The following is a 15,949-nucleotide window of genomic DNA, read 5'->3' on the forward strand; positions in this document are numbered from 1 at the left end:
CCATAAGGGCAGGAGGTTCCTCTGCCATGGCAACTACGATCCTCGACCCAGCCCACATGGAGACGACACCCGTCTCATTCCGCCGAATACTCGTGACGACTGACTTTTCGGCACAGGCGCATATGGCCCTGGCGGATGCCGTGCGGTTGGCCATGCTGTTCGCCGGGGAGATTTTTGTGCTCCATGCATTGCCTCCCATGGATGTGCGGTATGGCGATGTCCTCGGAATGGAAGTACGGCAGGCGGCTATGGCCGCGGCCCAGACGGCGATGGCGCGGGAGGTCGAGTCGATTCCCGATTTCGCCCGCATTCCRTGTATGACGCGTGTCGAAGAAGGGTCGCTGGATCTGCAGGTCGAACAGATGGTGCGGTCGCATCATATCGATCTGGTGGTCGCAGGCTCGCGGGGAGCGCAGGGGCTGGATAAGCTGCTGTTCGGCTCCTCAGCGGAATCTCTCATTCGCCGGGCGCCATGCCCGGTGTTGATTGTGGGTCCCAACGCCAAGCGAGTCGATTCACTGCAATCGATCCTGTTCGCAGCGGATCTTGAGCTCGGTTCGTTGCGAGCCGCACAGTATGCCGCCGCTTTGGCGAAGACGATGCAGGCGACGCTTACGGTGATGCATGTGGTGAATCGTGTCGGGCCGCCTCAGCGGGAGCTACGCAAAGATTTGGAAGAACGTTTGAGGCATCTTCTGCCTCGCGATGCCGCTATGTACTTCAAGGCACACGTGCAAGTGGATCATGGCCTTCCGGCGCCGCGCATTCTTCGCGCGGCAAACCTGGGCGGCACCGAACTCATCTTAACTGGATGTCGGCATAACGGCGCCTTCGGAGATCACGCAGCCTGGCGCACATTGAGCAAGCTGATTCATGACGCGGTGTGCCCGGTTCTTGTCGTCAATGGCCGTCTGGGAGAACGCGCTCCGGCGTAAGAACTGTGACCTCCATCGAGGTCTGTGACCTCCATCGAGGTCTGTGACCTCCATCGAGGTCTGTGACCTCCATCACTGCCGCTGCCGGCAACTGCTGTAACTCTCTCATGGAGAGGAGGAGACCATGCTGAAATGCGCGATTCCGGGATGTGACGCTCAGGAGAAGTTCCTGCGGTCTGGCACGCTACAAATTGTCGATACGGCCCAAGAAGAGCGGATGACAAAAAGAATGATCTGGTTCTGCAGTGCCTGCACGCCGAAGTACGTCGTTCAGTGCTGGCGTCCTAGCGGGGAACAGGTACAGCCTCGCAATGAAATATCGGAATACGTGTTGCCGGAGAACATGCCATCACAGCAGACGCCCTGGTACTGGCAGCCGGTTCCAGCGCACAACAGAACTTCCCGGCCGCCTGCTGAAAGCCGGCACTCACGGGAAAATGTATCGAATACCGTAGAAATATCGCGGAGGATCTGGAACTCCCGCCCAACCGGCGATCGGCTACACCTTGAAAAGAGCCAGCCGGCCGCTCATGGCCACCACAAAGGCCGTTGAAAATCTAAAACATCCCGCTCGCGGGTCCTTTCTCCAGCTGAGATCGCGGCGAGCGGGATGGAGCATTTTCCCTGTAGATGTAATGTAGAGCCTCCACATCCATGGGCGTTTTCCGCAATGAAAACGCCGCCGCACGCCTCTTTCGGGATACCCAGCAACAGGGAAAACGCTCTTTTTTTGCTATCTTTCCGTCAGCATGCGCAGAGTTGCCGAAGCTGGGCAGGTTCCAGAATCGTAAGCGAAATTCCTTTGATCGCTATCAGCTTTTCTTTGCGGAAACGGCTGAGGGTACGGGTGACCGTCTCCCGTGTCGTAGCGGTCATGGAAGCCACCTCTTCATGAGTCAAAGGCATCGTGATGGTGGAAGCAGGCAAGGCCTGTCCATTCTCAGACCAGTCAAGAATAAGCCGTGCAACACGGCCTGCGGGGCTGTCAGGCAGAGCGATCCGCCGAATCTCCTGGAATGCGGCTTGATAGTGCTGGGCAAGCATACTGCTGGCAGCCATCGACGCATCGCTGAACTGTGTGAGCAGTTGCATCAGCAGCCGGGTCTGCAGAATTCTGATCTTGCAGGGTTCAACTGCCTCTGCACTCGCTTCATAAACAGTGCCATTGAGCGCTGCGCCGAGCCCGACAACGTCACCAGCGGCGGCGATGCGGAGGATTGCCGTCTTGCCTTCAGCGGAGCTCGCCGCAATCTTCACGCGGCCGGAGCAGAGGATGTAGACAGAATCGCTGGATGTTCCTTCACGAAAAAGCAAAGCTCCCCGGGGATATTCCACGGTCGTCGAATTTGCCTCCAGGAAGGCGCGCGCCTGGGAGCCGAGCTCACAGAATGGATGTTTTCCGGCATGGGGGCAGTTCTGGCAATTCAACATATCGTGCTCCTTCGTGTCAGGTTCACACTTCCTTCTGGCAACCGTGATGCCAAACACAGCTCATAGTGATTTCAAACACTTGGCTGTCCCCGCAGCCATTTGGGGCTGAGTCTTCCCACCCAGGCTGCGTCATTTGACGCAGGTGTTAGGGCGTGTCATCAAACTCCTGTCGTCAGAGCATTTTCCCTGTTGCTAGGTATCCCGGCAGTATCGTGCAGTGGCGTTTGCATTGCGGAAAACGCCCATAGATGCGGAAGCCCTACTTGACACCCACAGGAAAAATGCTCCAGCGTTGCGCCGCAACCCGAAGGGCCGGGGCAGATTTTCTTCACCCCAGCCAGCAAAGCTGACTGGGGACCCCGATTCCCGATCTCTTCGTCACTCGTCGTTCCAGTAGGCCAGCTACAGTTCACTCCTCACTCCTCGATCTCGTAAAAATCTGCTCCCGGCGCTGACTCGCTTCGCCCCCGCATGGTCATTACGGATCTGGTGATGCCGGGGATGACCGGGCTGGACGTCCTGCGGCAGGTGATGCACATCGATCCGACCATTGATGTGCTGCTGATGACGGCACATTACACGACGGAAACAGCGGTAGAGGCCATTCGCAGCGGTGCAGCTGACTACCTGCAGAAGCCGGTCAAAATCGCCGATCTGCGAGAGCGTGTCCGCCGCCTTCTGGAGGCCGCGGAAAAACGTCGTCTTGCCGGCAGCGCCGGCGACAATGAGAGCGATGTCCGCTTCGAGGGACTCGTCGCAAAGAGCGAAGCCATGTGGAGCCTCTTCGCGATGGTGGAGAAGATCGCCCCACATTTCCGGTCGCTGCTTCTGCAGGGCCCGACCGGCTCCGGCAAAGATCTGGTTGCGCAGGCTCTGCATCAACGCAGTGGCGTGAAGGGCAGGTTTGTTGTGCTCAACTGCTCGGCGGTCGTTGAAACTTTATTCGAAAGCGAGTTGTTCGGTCACGTCCGCGGAGCCTTCACCGGCGCCGATCGCGACAAGGTGGGCCTCTTTCAATTGGCCGACGGCGGCACGCTCTTTCTGGATGAGATCGGCGACATGCCGCTCAACACGCAGGCTAAGTTGCTGCGCGTGATCCAGAATCAGGAGGTCATGCCGGTAGGATCGCTGACGCCGAAGCGCGTGAATGTCCGTATCATCGCCGCAACCCACCGCAACCTGCGGCAGGCGGTGCAGGAAGGCAGATTCAGAGAGGATCTCTACTATCGTTTGTCGATGGTAGAGCTTACCCTGCCGCCTCTCGCTGTGCGCAAAGAAGATATTGCTTTGTTGGCCGTCATCTTTCTCCGGAAGTTCGCGAAGGACTTCGGGAAACCGATCGAAGGTATCTCGCAGCGAGCACTCCGCATTCTGGAGCGGTACTCCTGGCCAGGGAACGTCCGTGAGCTCGAACATGTCATCGGACGGGCATGCATGCTGGCCGACAAGACGACGATTGATGTGGATGATCTGCCGGCAAGCATCATCGACGCCTGCAGTGAGGTTCTCGTCAGCGCTTCCGAGCCGGGCACATCCGTGCTTGAGAATCAGGAACGCGTTGTCATGGAGCGCGTATTGCGCGAGAGTAATTGGAACCAGTCAGAGGCGGCTCGCAAATTGGGCATCGGGCGCGACGCCCTGCGATACAAGATGAAAAAGCACGGGCTCAACCCGGGCTCCGCGATCAGCAGTTGAAATTAGCCAGCGCCTCCCGCAGAACAGCGGGGCGGATTGGTTTGGCAAGCCAACCGGTAAAACCGGCCTTCGCGAGGTCGTCGGGAGCTGATTCTCCAAGCCCCGCAGTAAGGGCAAGAATTGGCGTCCTGTAAAAATGCTGGATCCGCCGCAGCGCAGCCACCACACCGTATCCATCAATCTTCGGCATGCTGATGTCGAGAATCACGAAGCTGGGAATATGCTCAAGAGCAAGATCGATCGCCTCCTGCCCGTCACGGGCTTCGATGACTTCTACTCCTCGGCCTTCGAGGATGTATCGAAGAAGCTCTCTTGCTCCGTCAGCATCATCAGCAATTAGGCACTTCAACCGGTTCACCCCAATCGGGCCCTGACAGGCCCGAATCAACATTAAGAGTAGGATTTCCAGGAAACGGCCACAGTGACCTGAATCACAGGGCCTAGAGCATTTCTCCTGTAGGTGTAGTGTAGGGATTCCGTATCTGTGGGCGTTTTCCGCAATGAAAACGCCGCTGCACTCCCCTTCCGGGCTACCCAGCAACAGGAGAAATGCTCTAGCGTTACTGGGCCCAACGGGGCAGTGTGAAGGTAAACTCGCTTCCCGCACCTTTGGAGCTCGTAACTTCCAGGCGTCCTCCATGCATCATGACGATCTGACGGCTGATGGTCAGTCCCAGGCCGGTGCCTTCCTTCACTCCGCCCGTGGTAACACCGGCCTGGTAAAACTTGTCGAAGATCAACTCCTGCTCCTCAGGCGCGATGCCGATTCCGGTGTCATGGACTGCGACCCGCACCCAATCCTCGTCGACGGCTGCTTTGACGGTTACCGAGCCGCCGGACGGAGTGAACTTAATGGCGTTGCTCAAAAGGTTGAGGAGTACCTGGCGCACCCGCGTCAGGTCGGCGGAGGCATATAAATCGTCCTCGCTCTCGATGCGAAGAACGATGCTCTTCTCCGTTGCCTGGCCCCGCACGGACTCCACCGTCTGCTGCAGCAGGCTGGGTATGTCAATCTCTTCCGTACGAAGGGAGAGTCCGCCGGCCTCAATCCGGCTAAGATCCAGCACATCATTGATCAGAGCCAGCAGATGCTCCGAATCCCTCTGGATATGCTCTACGAACCGGAGCTGTTTCGGATTCAGGGCTCCATTACTCTCTTCTTTCAAAAGGTCAGTAAACCCAATGATCGTGTGTAGCGGAGTCCGCAGCTCGTGGCTTACGCTTGCCATGAACTCGCTCTTCAGACGATTCAGGCGCTCTGCCTCATGCTGACGCGCCACCAGTTCATTGAAGTAACCCTCCTGCAGGGTCCGCAGTTGTTGCTCGGCCTTGCGCCGTTCCGACACGTCACGGATGACGACTACGATCAGAACCTCCTGTGCGTTTCTGATCGGGCTCAGGCTGATCTCGACGGGAAACTCTGACCCATCCTTACGGCGTGCATTCAGGTCCAGCCCCTGTCCCATAGGACGGGTCCTGCCGCTTCGCACAAMCCTTGCAACATTGTCAGCGTGRTTGTTCTGATGCGGCATTGGCACAAGGATCTCGACCGGTTGGCCAAGCAACTGCTCGCGTGTGTAGCCAAAAAGAGTCTCGGATGTCTTGTTGGCGATCACGATATGCCCGGCCTGATTCACTTCGAGAATCGCGTCAGGCGCCTCTTCGATCATCTCCCGGAACTTACGCTCGGCAAGCACCTCCGCATGGGAGCGAGCAATCTGCTCCTCGGCCAGTCTGCGGTCGGTAATATTCCTGGCAATCTCGGCGATGCCTACGATCTTCCCGTCAGCATCCTCAACGGGGAACATGCTGAGGGAGACAAAGACCTGTGAGCCGTCTTTATGTCTCCGCGCTGTCTCGTATCCATCGATACGCTCCCCGTCCCGCACGATACCGAGCAACTCATTCATCGCCTCTGCTTCGCCGGGCCATGCAAGAAAGAGGACTGGTTTACCGATCGCCTCTTCGGCTGAGTATCCGAACATCTCTGTCGCGGCACGGTTCCAGCTGGTAAGAGTGCCATCCAGAGATTCACCCATAATCGCCGCATCGGACGAGTCGACAATCGCGGCAAGCCAGCGTTCAGGGTTTGTCCAGTTCGCGGGAGTGGGCGTATCGCCACTTTTGGGAGTCTTTTCCACGCCTTAGTGTAACGCACCGCTACGCAGCCCCGGCCGGCTGGATGATTTCGGATCTGCGTTCTCGAAGCAGGCGGCGGCTGATGGCGGCAAAGGCGAAGGTGCTTGCGACCGGTACCGGCATCCGCCTTTCTGTAGTCGATAGCGTTGGAGATATCCCTGGTCAGATCATCAACACCGCCGTCTCCGAGGGCGCGTCCCTCATTGTGATGGGGACGCATTCACGCGACGGAGTGGAGCGATTTCTCGTAGGGTCTACCGCGGAGGAAGTTCTGCGCCACGCCGTTCTGCCAGTGGTCGCGGTTGGGCCACACGTCAAGGACTATAGCCGCCGTAAGATCCAAACCCTGGTTTATGCCACCGATCTGAGCGCGCGCTCACTTGGCGTTCTTCGAATCCTGCCTCTCTTGATGGCCGGAGACACGCGGCTCTCAGTGGTGCATGTCAGGGAAGACCAGGCGCACGCACCGGCGTCAGTCGGTTGGGAGGTCTCCGTCCGCAACAGCCTGCTCGGTGTCCTCCCTGCCGACATCCTGGAGAGGCGAGTGGATTTCAAGACGCTGGAAGGCGATGATCCCTCCCGAGCGGTAGAGCGTCACCTGAAGCTGGTTCATGCGGACCTCCTGCTGATCGGCGTTCACAAAGGCCGCGGAATGACCACTCACATGGCTCCGCGTACAGGATTCCGCATGATTATGGCTGCTCCATGTGCGGTGCTTTCCATTTGCGAATAGGGAAAATGCTCTTTAGGACCGCGAAATCTGTTCAGGTCCCACGTTGCTATTAGCAGTCATTGACACAAGACAACAGAGGTTTCGATCTGACGTGCGGGGACGTCCCAATATTTCCGCAACAACTGATCCTTCTTGTCTGCTTCGACGACCCGAAACCCATGTTTCTCATAAAAGCGAATCGCCCAGGCAGCGTCTGCCCAGGTGCCGACGAGTAGAGGGCGCTGAGTCGACGCTTTCAAGTGATCTAACAAGAGGCCCCCGATGCCACAGCGCCGCATTCTGGTCCGAACGTACGCATGCCGAATCAGGGTGACATCCTGCGCGTCTTGCATCCCCATTACGGCTTGAAGTGCCCCGTTCTGTTCGTATCCCCAGAACGTCACTCCATTCGCGAGTTCGTCCCGGAGCTTTTCTCGCGTCATGTACGGTTCGTGCCAGCGGTCTTCGGGGATGATGCCGCGGTAGGCTTCGGCGCCATCGTTGATGACGGCCCAGATCTGGTCGAAGTCGGCTTCTTCACAGCGTCGGATCATGCCTCATCATCAGGTCATTGCCCGAATCGCGTCTTGAACGAAATTGCGTGAGACAGGTTCGGGCAAACGGCTGCCCGATAACGAGCGGGGGTGACACCTAATTGCCGCACAAAGGCACGGGTCATATGGCTCTGATCCGCGAATCCTGCTTCACAGCTCACTTGAACCAGTTCTTTTCCGCTTGCAATCAGTCTTCGCGCGAGTCGCACTCGCTGCTGAAGAATGTAGGCATGAGGTGTTGCACCCGTTGCGTACGCAAAAGCTCGAAGGAATTGAAATCGACTCGTATTGGCCAGGATCGCCATCTCCTGAAGAGAGTGCGGCAGCCCTGGTGACAAATCGATCTGTCTCTTCACCTTATCGATGCTGGGTGGAAGTACCTGCTTCCAGGAGCGCTGTGTACTGTGATGCCTGAAAGCATGAGCGACTGTATGCAGAAGACATTCTTCGCTGTGTCTTGGATCCGGGCAGCGCTCTGTGAGTGCACCGAACAGGCGTGAAAAGTGGATCGCCTGGCGCGAGTCGCGGATTCGGGGCAGCAGAACGGCGGCACTCACGTCTACGTCGCCATCAAACAGCTCGCAGATCACCTCCGGGGCAAAATAGATCATCTGCCAACGACGGCCGTTGCTGTCCAACGAACTGCCATCGTGCATCTCTCCGGGATTCACCATAATGAGGTCGCCTGCTCTGGCATCCACCCAGCCGAACCCGCTCCACGACCGATGAGCTCCTGATACGATCAGGCCGATCCCGAACTGGTCGTGCGAGTRACGTGGAAACCGCCTCGTCGAGGCGAGGCCGAACGCCTCGATTCCTGGAATCCCAGTGCGGAATGGTTGAACGGTATGCATCATCTCTCCATGTGCCGAGGCCCTACACCTACAGGGAAAATGCTCTAGCTGAGTCCCCGCTCCACCATGACGACTAGTCTCTCTCCCAGCGCCAGCACCATCTCCCGCGGCATCTTGTGCAGCGGTCCCTCAAGCGCCAGCAGCGCCAGACCGTGCACTGTCGACCACGCGAGATATTCCGCACCCTTGCGATCTTTTCTGTTGAGCAAGCCACTCTCCTGCATGCGATCCAGGGCTAGTGAGAGCAGCTGAAATGGGTTCAAGCCCAAAGACGCCGTATTCGCTGGGTCAGGAGAATGAACCGCTGGCGGTACCGAGAAAGCTGTGCGGAACATTCCCGGCTCTCTCATCGCGAACCCCAGATAGCCCATACCCACAGCGTGCAGACTCTTTCGCGCGAATGCCTGCGGATTGCGTCCGGCTTTGTGCTTCTTCATCTCGTCTTCAATTGCCGCGGCGACCCGCGACAGGCATGCTGACCGTACTGCATCCAGCAGCTCCGCCTGGCCGGCGAAATGTCTGTAAGCCGCATTCGGAGCGACTCCCGTCTGCCGGGTCGCCTCCCGCAGAATGACCGCATTGGGCCCTCCGGCGCGGGCCATCTCGAGCCCGGCAGCCACCAATGCGTTGCGCAGATCTCCGTGGCGAAAGGTTGTGCGCTTCTCAAGAGAGACGTTCTTTTTCATGGTGTATTCAAGAAGAGTGTACCGTGTAATGAGTGGAAAGTGGACAGTGTTCACTTTCCGGTGGTAGCGTATGTGGACGGTGTTTACTTTGAAGCGATAAAGCGCCGATGGAAGGGTGTGAAATGGCAGACGGTTTCATCTGGTACGAACTTGTCACGAACGATATGGGCAAGGCGGTCAACTTCTACAAGAAGGTAGTCGGGTGGGACGTCAAAGATGCCGGTATGCCTGGCTTCACGTACATGATCTTTGGCAAAGACGGCAAAGACGTCGGCGGCATGATGACCTGGGCTGGAGCCGGCGCTCCTGAGCTTCCTACGCAGTGGATGGGCCATATCCACACCACAAAGCTCGACGAAGAGCTTAAGGCTGTTACAGCCGATGGCGGCACGATTATGAAGCCGGCCCAGGAGATCCCTGGTATAGGTCGTTTTGCCGTCGTGCTTGACCCTCAGCAGGTAAAATACCTGCTCTTCGAACCAGGTAAGAAAGAGGCGCCACCTCGTCTGGATCAAATGGCAGTGGGAAACGTGGGCTGGCACGAACTGCTCACCGACGATCCGGCGAAGGCCTTCGACTACTACTCGAAGCACTACGGCTGGCAAAAAGACTATGCGCATGACATGGGACCGATGGGCACCTACCAGACCTTCCGGATCGACAAGCCCCTCTACACCGGCGGAATGATGGCTCGTAAGGGTCCGGGCATGCCCGAAGGGATTCCGCCGCACTGGCAGTATTACTTCCTGGTCGATGACATTGAAGCGGCGCAACAACGTGTGATCGACGCCGGGGGCAAGGTCCTTATGCCTCCCATGGACGTACCTGGAGGTTCACGCATCATGCAGGCTTTGGATGATCAGGATGGCCACTTTGCGTTGATGCAGGGACCAAAAGCGTAGCTGCGGCGCGAGTCATGTTGGGCGCGGCCGCTCTTCGCTCACAGCAGAGCGGCTGCAGAACCTGCGTTGAGATCTGACAACCCAAGAGGAGAAAGCAACATGTCCGAGAAGATGATCACCTGTCTGTGGTTCGACCATGGGAAAGCACGGGAAGCAGCGAAATTCTATGCCGCCACCTTTCCCGATAGCTCCGTCGGGAAAACAAGCACCTCCCCCATCGATACGCCATCCGGTCCGGAGGGACAGGAGCTCGTCGTTGAGTTCACCGTGTGCGGCCGCAAGTTCATGGGGCTGAACGGCGGCCCGAACTTTGTCCCGAACGAGGCGGTCAGCTTTGTGATTCTTACCGACGACCAGGCTGAAACGGACCGGCTGTGGAACGCCGTCGTAAGCAACGGCGGCCAGGAGAGCATGTGCGGCTGGTGTAAGGACCGTTGGGGTTTTTCATGGCAGATTACGCCACGCGCCCTGCTGGCGGCGATGGCGGACCCAGATCGCGCTGCGGCGAAGCGTGCGATGAGCGCAATGATGACGATGCGAAAGATCGACATTGCCGCAATTGAGGCCGCGCGCGCGAACCGATAGAGCATTTTTCCTGTAGGTGTGGATAGGGCTTCCGCATCTATGGGCGTTTTCCGCAATGAAAACGCCGCTGCACTCCTCTTTCGGGCTACCCAGAAACAGGGATGATGCTCTAGCAGATCATCCATCCCAGGACTTCACCCAGCTACGATGAAGTAGCGGGGTGAAGTGCTCCCCCGGCGGGTGAAGAGGGTGCGGATGACTCTACAGGAGCAGTTTGGACAGATTGATATCTATCTGTTCGACCAGATATTGCGCGGGAATATTTCGCCGGGCATGCGGGTGCTGGACGCGGGGTGCGGCGGCGGCCGGAATATCCGGTATCTGCTGCGTGAAGGGTATGAAGTGTTCGGCGTGGATATAAGCGCCGAAGCTGTGGCGGCGGTGCGGCAGATGACAAGTGAGCTGGCGCCGAAGCTGCCGGCGGAGAACTTCCAGGTGGCGGCTGTAGAGGCGATGCCGTTCGCGGATGAGTTTGCGGACGTGGTGGTGTGCAACTCAGTGCTGCACTTTGCGCAGGATGAGGCGCAACTGGAGGCGATGGTGCGAGGGCTGTGGCGGGTGCTGCGGCCGGGTGGAATGCTGTTCTGCCGGCTGGCGTCGACGATTGGAGCGGTGCAGGGGATAGCGTTCGAGGCGGTGAGAGGGCGGCGGTTCAGGATGTCGCATGGGGTGGAGTGGCTGCTGGTAGATGAAGCGCTGTTGATGGAACTAACGCGCGGTCTGGATGGGGAGCTGGTGGATCCACTGAAGACGACCGTGGTGCAGCGGCAGCGATGCATGACGACGTGGGTGGTGAAGAAGAATGATCTGAGTTCCCGTAGAAAATCGCAGGCGCCTTCTTGATTTGTTCCAGAATTGGAATTCTGTTTTCCAGTATCTGTTGACTCGTCTCCTCATGGCAAAGAATCTCTTCTATCGAGGCGACCGCGATTCTGGCGCCGCCATTCGAAGGGAGATGTATATGAAGGCACTGCGCATCAACGACTATGGGGCAGCTCTGCACCTGGATGAAGTACCTGTCCCAACTGCCGGCCCCGGACAAGTGTTGGTAGAGAATCACTTCACCAGCATGAATGGGGTAGATCCCGGGCGCGGTCTCGGCTTCTTGCGCCAGGTCTTTCCATTGCAGTTTCCATGGACGCCGGGTGGCGATGTTGCAGGCCGGGTGGCTGCGATCGGTGAAGGCGTCACAAGCTTCAAAGTGGGCGATGAGGTGTTTGGCTATACAAGGGAGGCTGGTGCGTACGCCGAGTTTGTGGTCGTCACGGCTACCAGTCTGGCCCACAGACCGGCAGCCATTCCCGCCGAGGAAGCAGCCGGAATCGCGGTGGTCGGCCAAACCGCGATGCAGATGCTGGAACTCTCGAAGGTCAAGGCGGGACAAACGTTGCTGATCCTGGGGGCATCGGGTGGAGTGGGATCGCTGGCGGTACAACTGGCGCGAAACGCCGGCGTTCATGTCCTCGCCACAGCCCGCCAAAGCAAGGCCGCTGCTCTTCAACAACTGGGAGCGGAGCGCGTCATCGACCTTGCACAGCAGCGGTTGGAAGAGACCCAGCAGGTTGACGCTGTCCTCAATCTGATAGGAGGAGACACTGTCGAGCCTTCCTACGCACTTGTGAAGCCCGGTGGCGTCGCAGTGACGGCGAATCGACCGCCGATCGCAGAGGAGGCGGCACGTCTTGGAATTGAAGCCGCATTCGTTGAGACTCACGTGACGACCGAAGGGCTAAATACCTTCGCAAAGCTGGTCATCGGCGGGAAGGTCAAGCCGCAGATCGCTGCCATCGAGACGCTCTGGTCGCCGGCCACGCTGTGGGAGAAGCGCGAACTTGATGGAATTGGCAAGGTCGTCTTCTCGATCCGGGCATGACGGCTTAGGAACATCAGGCCAGAGACTGAAGAGTCTCTGGCCTGATGCATGCCCGAAGGACTTTCATCGCAGTTGGAATAGTGCCCGCAGAAGAAAGCCGGGCTGCATAAGAACAGCCCGGCTGGAGGCAGCATGAGGCACTGCAACGTTAGAAGTTAAGTTTGAGAGCGAACTGGTACAGCCGGGGTGTGTAGTTCGAGTCGGTTGCGGTCACTGTGCCAAAGGCGGAGTTTCCCATCTTCACGTTGCCGCTGCCCTGGCCGATGATCCAGCTCGGTGTGTTGGAGATGTTGAAGGCTTCGGCACGGAACTGTACCTTCGCGCGCTCCGTCAGGAAGAAGTCCTTGAACAGTGACAGATCCACGTGCCGGAAGTTCGGACCGGACAGTGAGTTTCGTTGTGCCGTACCGATGGTGCCGAGTGTCTGGGGTGCGAATGCTGCCGTATTGAACCAGTGCTGGAAGCTCCGCTCAACGGCATGCGGATCACCGACCTGGTTCGGACGATCGCCTCCACCATTGTTGATGGGCGTAGCGCGATTGCCATAGCCGCCGGCGGCACTGTCATTCAGAATGGAGAACGGTTTGCCCGTCTGCCAGATGGTGATGGTATTCATCTGCCATCCGCCCAGCGTTAACCGCTCCAACGAGTTACTGAAGGTGTGGCCGGCCGCGAACTGATAGTTCAACGAGAGAGCAAAACGGTTCTGAATGTTGTTCTCCGCGATGCCGTAGTCGATCTGCCGGATGCGTGTCGGATCGGCGTTGTAGGCTCCCTGTGCGCCTTCCTGGCTGAAGCCGGTTACATCGCTCAGGCCCTTTGCCCAGGTGTAATTTGCGTCGAAGGCCAGTCCTTTCACAAAGCGCCGCTGGAAGCTGGTCTGCAATGCGTTGTAGTTGGAAATACCTTCGCTTACCAGCCAGTTGACGCCTGCGAGGTTTGGCAGGACGCCGCTGAGTGGGCGCGCGCTGGAGGCTCCACCGCTGACGCTGTTGGCTGGTCTCGGCACGTTGATGTCGTTGATGGTCTGCGGCAGATGTTGAGCGACGTTGCCCACATAGCCGATGGTCAGTACATTGGAGCTGAACTGCTGCTGCACCTGCAGGTTGAACTGCTGAATCATCGCCGACCGGAAGTTTGGAGACTCGGCGACGAAGCTCAAACCGGTGCTGTTGATCGTCTGTGGCTGCGGCAGCGGCAGGCCCTGGCTGAAGCTGGTGTTGGCGCCCGAGATGGTGGCACAGTCCGGGTTGCTGGCGCTTGCCGGAGCTCCATTTCGTGTCGTCTGGATCTGGAAGGCGACGCTCGAGATGCAGTTGGGGGAATAGACCGAGACGAATGGCGCATTCTTCAGGTCGGCGTTGGAGGTGTAGTTGCCGGGGAAGAAGCTCAGGCCATAGCCGCCACGCAGTACTGTCTGGGGCGCCAGTGACCAGGAGAAACCAACTCGTGGAGCCAGGTTGCTGTAGTCGGTGCTGATGCCGGCATGTCCGTCCACACCGTTTTGGTTTGCGACCTTCAGCGCCTGCCCGATGTTGCTGCTGTTCAGCGACAGCGCCTGATTGAAATCGAAGTTCGAGATGCTGCCATGCGCTTCCGTGAATGGCGTAAACACGTCATAGCGCACGCCGTACAGCAAGGTTAGTTTTGGGGTCAGCTTCCAGGAGTCCTGCACGAAGAAGTTTGGCTCGTAGGTCCGATAGTCCGGTGTGTTCAGGTTGTAATTGCGGCTTGATGAAGAAAACGCGCCCACGAGAGAGCTCGCCAGGTTGTTGTCCTGCCGCTGCTTCGCGGAGGCTGTCGCGTTGCAGGCTCCGGTTGCGGTGTTGTATCCGGTGCCGGGAACGCAGTTGTCTGTGTTCAGGCCAAAGCCGTACTGGCCGGCAGGAAAGGCGCTTTGCAGGTTGCGTGCCTGTCTGCGGATAAAGCTAGCACCGAACTTGACGTTGTGATTTCCCTTGTTCCAGTTGACGTTCGCGGCATATTGGAAGGTRTTGTCGATGTCCTGCAGCGGCACGTATGCGCCATCGCCGATGTCGCTGAATGGACCAAAGCTGATCGGTGTCAGTACACTCGCATTCTGCGTAAAGTTCATGTTTGAGCCGAAGCCCACCGTGGTATCCGCATTCTTGCCGTAGTTCAGTGGCAGTGACAGGTTGTTGATGCGCGTGAAGCCGGCCTTTAGATCGATGAGTAGATTCTGCGTGAAGATGTGGGTGTAGTCGAAGGCGTATTGCTGCGCTCCGTTCTTCGCCGGGCCGGCAAAGATGTAACGGCCTCCAGAAATCTCAAGACCATTCACGACGCCGAGCGCCGGCGGAATTGTCGAATCGACATGGTTGTAGGTGTAGCGGCCGTAGAACAGGTTGCCCGCGTTAAAACGGTGGTCGATACGAACGTCGAAGACCTGGCTGTACTGCGTCTTGCTCGGGCTGATGACGTAGTTATTCGTCAGGCTGGAGTTGGTCGGGGCGGGGAAGAGCTTCAGGTAGTTCAGTGCGATGGGATTGATAGAAAGACCCGCGGTGCCGTTGCCTGCCGCCACCAGCGCCTGCGGTGATCCCCCGCCGATGCTGTTGATATTGTTGTACTCATCCAGCGTCGGCACGTTGCTCTGGTAGGTCACGCCTGTCACCTGGCGGAAGCCCTCGTAGTCGCCGAAGAAGAAGGTGCGATCCCTCCAGATCGGCCCTCCAATGGAGCCGCCGAACTGGTTCTGCCGCAGTTCGGGCTTACTGCCCGAGGTTTGCAGCACCTGCCGTGCGTCGAAGATATCGTTGCGGAAGTACTCGTACGCGCTTCCATGGAACTGGTTCGAGCCGCTACGGGTCACGATGTTCACAACACCGCCGGCGGTGCGTCCAGCCTCGGGAGCGTAGCTGTTCGTCTGAACGCTGATCTCCTGGATGCCTTCGACATTGGGGCGAACGCCGCTGGTGCCGATGATGCGTTCGTTGTTATCGAAGCCGTCAATGATGAAGTTGTTAAGGGTGTCGTCCTGTCCGTTGACCGAGAAAGAGCTTGACTGCCGGCGATCGTCCGGACGTCCTCCGCTGGTCAGACCGTTTCCTGGTCCCTCATTCGCTCCGGGAACAATCTGGATAAGCTGGACATAGTTGCGGCCATTCAAGGGCAGATCCTGCACGCTCTGCGCTGTCACCGTTGAACTGACAGTGGCGCTCTCGCTCTGCAGCAGAGGCGTCTGCGCTTCGATGTTTACTGTCTCATTGACGTCGCCCAGTTGCAGGTGCGCGTCGTTGCGGGCGCGGTCTCCGGCTTCAACGGCAAGGTCCGGAGTGTTGAAAGCCTTGAAGCCTTGTACGGTGACCTTGATACTGTAGTGTCCCGGCTGCAGAAGAGGGAAGGTATAGTTGCCGCTCTCGTCCGTGGTCACAACGCGGGTGACGTTGGTGGCAATGTTCCTCAGCTCCACACGTGCGTTCGCCACCACAGCGCCGGTTGGTTCCGTGACCGTTCCCAGAATATCCGCCGTAGTCAATTGAGCATGCATCGGCACGGCGCCGAGCAGGAACAGGATCACAACTGCTGCGAGCTTCAGGGTTCGCAGTACCCATAGATGGCC

At 58.3% G+C, this 15,949-nt stretch carries 14 protein-coding genes; 7 read left to right on the top strand and 7 right to left on the bottom strand.

The window, feature by feature from the left end; translation table 11 throughout:
* The first annotated feature begins 26 nt into the window (after positions 1 to 26).
* On the top strand, positions 27 to 935 hold the full coding sequence (locus AB4043_RS04045; protein ID WP_442302655.1) for a universal stress protein: 909 nt from the start codon (positions 27 to 29) through the stop codon (positions 933 to 935).
* A gap of 744 nt (positions 936 to 1,679) precedes the next feature.
* Here AB4043_RS04045 and AB4043_RS04050 read toward each other — a convergent pair.
* Entirely contained in the window at positions 1,680 to 2,366 is a 687-nt protein-coding gene (locus AB4043_RS04050) for a Crp/Fnr family transcriptional regulator (protein ID WP_442302656.1), read from the bottom strand.
* Positions 2,367 to 2,837: 471 nt separating this feature from the next.
* On the opposite strand from AB4043_RS04050, the gene AB4043_RS04055 reads away from it, so the two are divergent.
* Complete coding sequence (locus tag AB4043_RS04055) at positions 2,838 to 4,061, top strand: sigma-54-dependent transcriptional regulator (protein WP_442306541.1); 1,224 nt, start codon at positions 2,838 to 2,840, stop codon at positions 4,059 to 4,061.
* On the opposite strand, the gene AB4043_RS04060 is transcribed toward AB4043_RS04055, so the two are convergent.
* Together AB4043_RS04060 and AB4043_RS04065 are read right to left on the bottom strand one after the other, a co-directional pair.
* Entirely contained in the window at positions 4,051 to 4,452 is a 402-nt protein-coding gene (locus AB4043_RS04060; protein ID WP_442302658.1) for a response regulator, read from the bottom strand. The two genes, AB4043_RS04055 and AB4043_RS04060, sit on opposite strands and share 11 nt — an antisense overlap.
* A gap of 169 nt (positions 4,453 to 4,621) precedes the next feature.
* Positions 4,622 to 6,202 (bottom strand): PAS domain S-box protein, encoded by a 1,581-nt coding sequence (locus AB4043_RS04065; RefSeq protein WP_442306542.1) that lies wholly within the window; start codon positions 6,200 to 6,202, stop codon positions 4,622 to 4,624.
* Positions 6,203 to 6,282: 80 nt separating this feature from the next.
* Between AB4043_RS04065 and AB4043_RS04070 the strand changes: the two genes are divergently transcribed.
* Entirely contained in the window at positions 6,283 to 6,933 is a 651-nt protein-coding gene (locus AB4043_RS04070; protein WP_442306543.1) for a universal stress protein, read from the top strand.
* Between the two features lie 56 nt (positions 6,934 to 6,989).
* Here AB4043_RS04070 and AB4043_RS04075 read toward each other — a convergent pair whose 3' ends face one another.
* Genes AB4043_RS04075 through AB4043_RS04085 form a run of 3 tightly spaced genes read right to left on the bottom strand, consistent with a single transcriptional unit; the run spans position 6,990 to position 9,006 of the window.
* On the bottom strand, positions 6,990 to 7,466 hold the full coding sequence (locus AB4043_RS04075; RefSeq protein ID WP_442302661.1) for a GNAT family N-acetyltransferase: 477 nt from the start codon (positions 7,464 to 7,466) through the stop codon (positions 6,990 to 6,992).
* Between the two features lie 14 nt (positions 7,467 to 7,480).
* On the bottom strand, positions 7,481 to 8,323 hold the full coding sequence (locus AB4043_RS04080; protein ID WP_442306544.1) for a helix-turn-helix domain-containing protein: 843 nt from the start codon (positions 8,321 to 8,323) through the stop codon (positions 7,481 to 7,483).
* Positions 8,324 to 8,364: 41 nt separating this feature from the next.
* Entirely contained in the window at positions 8,365 to 9,006 is a 642-nt protein-coding gene (locus AB4043_RS04085; protein WP_442302663.1) for a TetR/AcrR family transcriptional regulator, read from the bottom strand.
* Between the two features lie 122 nt (positions 9,007 to 9,128).
* On the opposite strand from AB4043_RS04085, the gene AB4043_RS04090 reads away from it, so the two are divergent.
* From AB4043_RS04090 to AB4043_RS04105, 4 genes are all read left to right on the top strand, one after another.
* Entirely contained in the window at positions 9,129 to 9,908 is a 780-nt protein-coding gene (locus AB4043_RS04090; RefSeq protein WP_442302664.1) for a VOC family protein, read from the top strand.
* A 99-nt stretch (positions 9,909 to 10,007) separates the two neighbouring features.
* Positions 10,008 to 10,493: a VOC family protein gene (locus tag AB4043_RS04095; RefSeq protein WP_442302665.1), complete on the top strand. Its 486-nt coding sequence runs from the start codon at positions 10,008 to 10,010 to the stop codon at positions 10,491 to 10,493.
* 195 nt (positions 10,494 to 10,688) lie between these two features.
* Positions 10,689 to 11,336, top strand: a complete 648-nt coding sequence (locus AB4043_RS04100; RefSeq protein WP_442302666.1) for a class I SAM-dependent methyltransferase — start codon at positions 10,689 to 10,691, stop codon at positions 11,334 to 11,336.
* A 118-nt stretch (positions 11,337 to 11,454) separates the two neighbouring features.
* The gene (locus tag AB4043_RS04105; RefSeq protein WP_442302667.1) at positions 11,455 to 12,366 is read left to right on the top strand and encodes an NADP-dependent oxidoreductase; all 912 of its coding nucleotides are present in this window, start codon (positions 11,455 to 11,457) and stop codon (positions 12,364 to 12,366) included.
* Positions 12,367 to 12,514: 148 nt separating this feature from the next.
* Here AB4043_RS04105 and AB4043_RS04110 read toward each other — a convergent pair.
* On the bottom strand, positions 12,515 to 15,949 hold a 3,435-nt coding region (locus AB4043_RS04110; RefSeq protein WP_442306545.1), incomplete at its 5' end, for a TonB-dependent receptor domain-containing protein.

Origin of the sequence: Terriglobus sp. YAF25, assembly GCF_052113305.1 — a bacterium.
Classification (GTDB): domain Bacteria; phylum Acidobacteriota; class Terriglobia; order Terriglobales; family Acidobacteriaceae; genus Terriglobus.

What these genes read in the sequence shown, in the direction of transcription:
- AB4043_RS04050 (WP_442302656.1), bottom strand. Translation starts at nt 2,366, where the DNA reads ATGTTGAATTGCCAGAACTGCCCCCATGCCGGAAAACATCCATTCTGT.
- AB4043_RS04055 (WP_442306541.1), top strand. Translation starts at nt 2,838, where the DNA reads ATGGTCATTACGGATCTGGTGATGCCGGGGATGACCGGGCTGGACGTC.
- AB4043_RS04060 (WP_442302658.1), bottom strand. Translation starts at nt 4,452, where the DNA reads ATGTTGATTCGGGCCTGTCAGGGCCCGATTGGGGTGAACCGGTTGAAG.
- AB4043_RS04070 (WP_442306543.1), top strand. Translation starts at nt 6,283, where the DNA reads ATGGCGGCAAAGGCGAAGGTGCTTGCGACCGGTACCGGCATCCGCCTT.
- AB4043_RS04075 (WP_442302661.1), bottom strand. Translation starts at nt 7,466, where the DNA reads ATGATCCGACGCTGTGAAGAAGCCGACTTCGACCAGATCTGGGCCGTC.
- AB4043_RS04085 (WP_442302663.1), bottom strand. Translation starts at nt 9,006, where the DNA reads ATGAAAAAGAACGTCTCTCTTGAGAAGCGCACAACCTTTCGCCACGGA.
- AB4043_RS04090 (WP_442302664.1), top strand. Translation starts at nt 9,129, where the DNA reads ATGGCAGACGGTTTCATCTGGTACGAACTTGTCACGAACGATATGGGC.
- AB4043_RS04095 (WP_442302665.1), top strand. Translation starts at nt 10,008, where the DNA reads ATGTCCGAGAAGATGATCACCTGTCTGTGGTTCGACCATGGGAAAGCA.
- AB4043_RS04100 (WP_442302666.1), top strand. Translation starts at nt 10,689, where the DNA reads ATGACTCTACAGGAGCAGTTTGGACAGATTGATATCTATCTGTTCGAC.
- AB4043_RS04105 (WP_442302667.1), top strand. Translation starts at nt 11,455, where the DNA reads ATGAAGGCACTGCGCATCAACGACTATGGGGCAGCTCTGCACCTGGAT.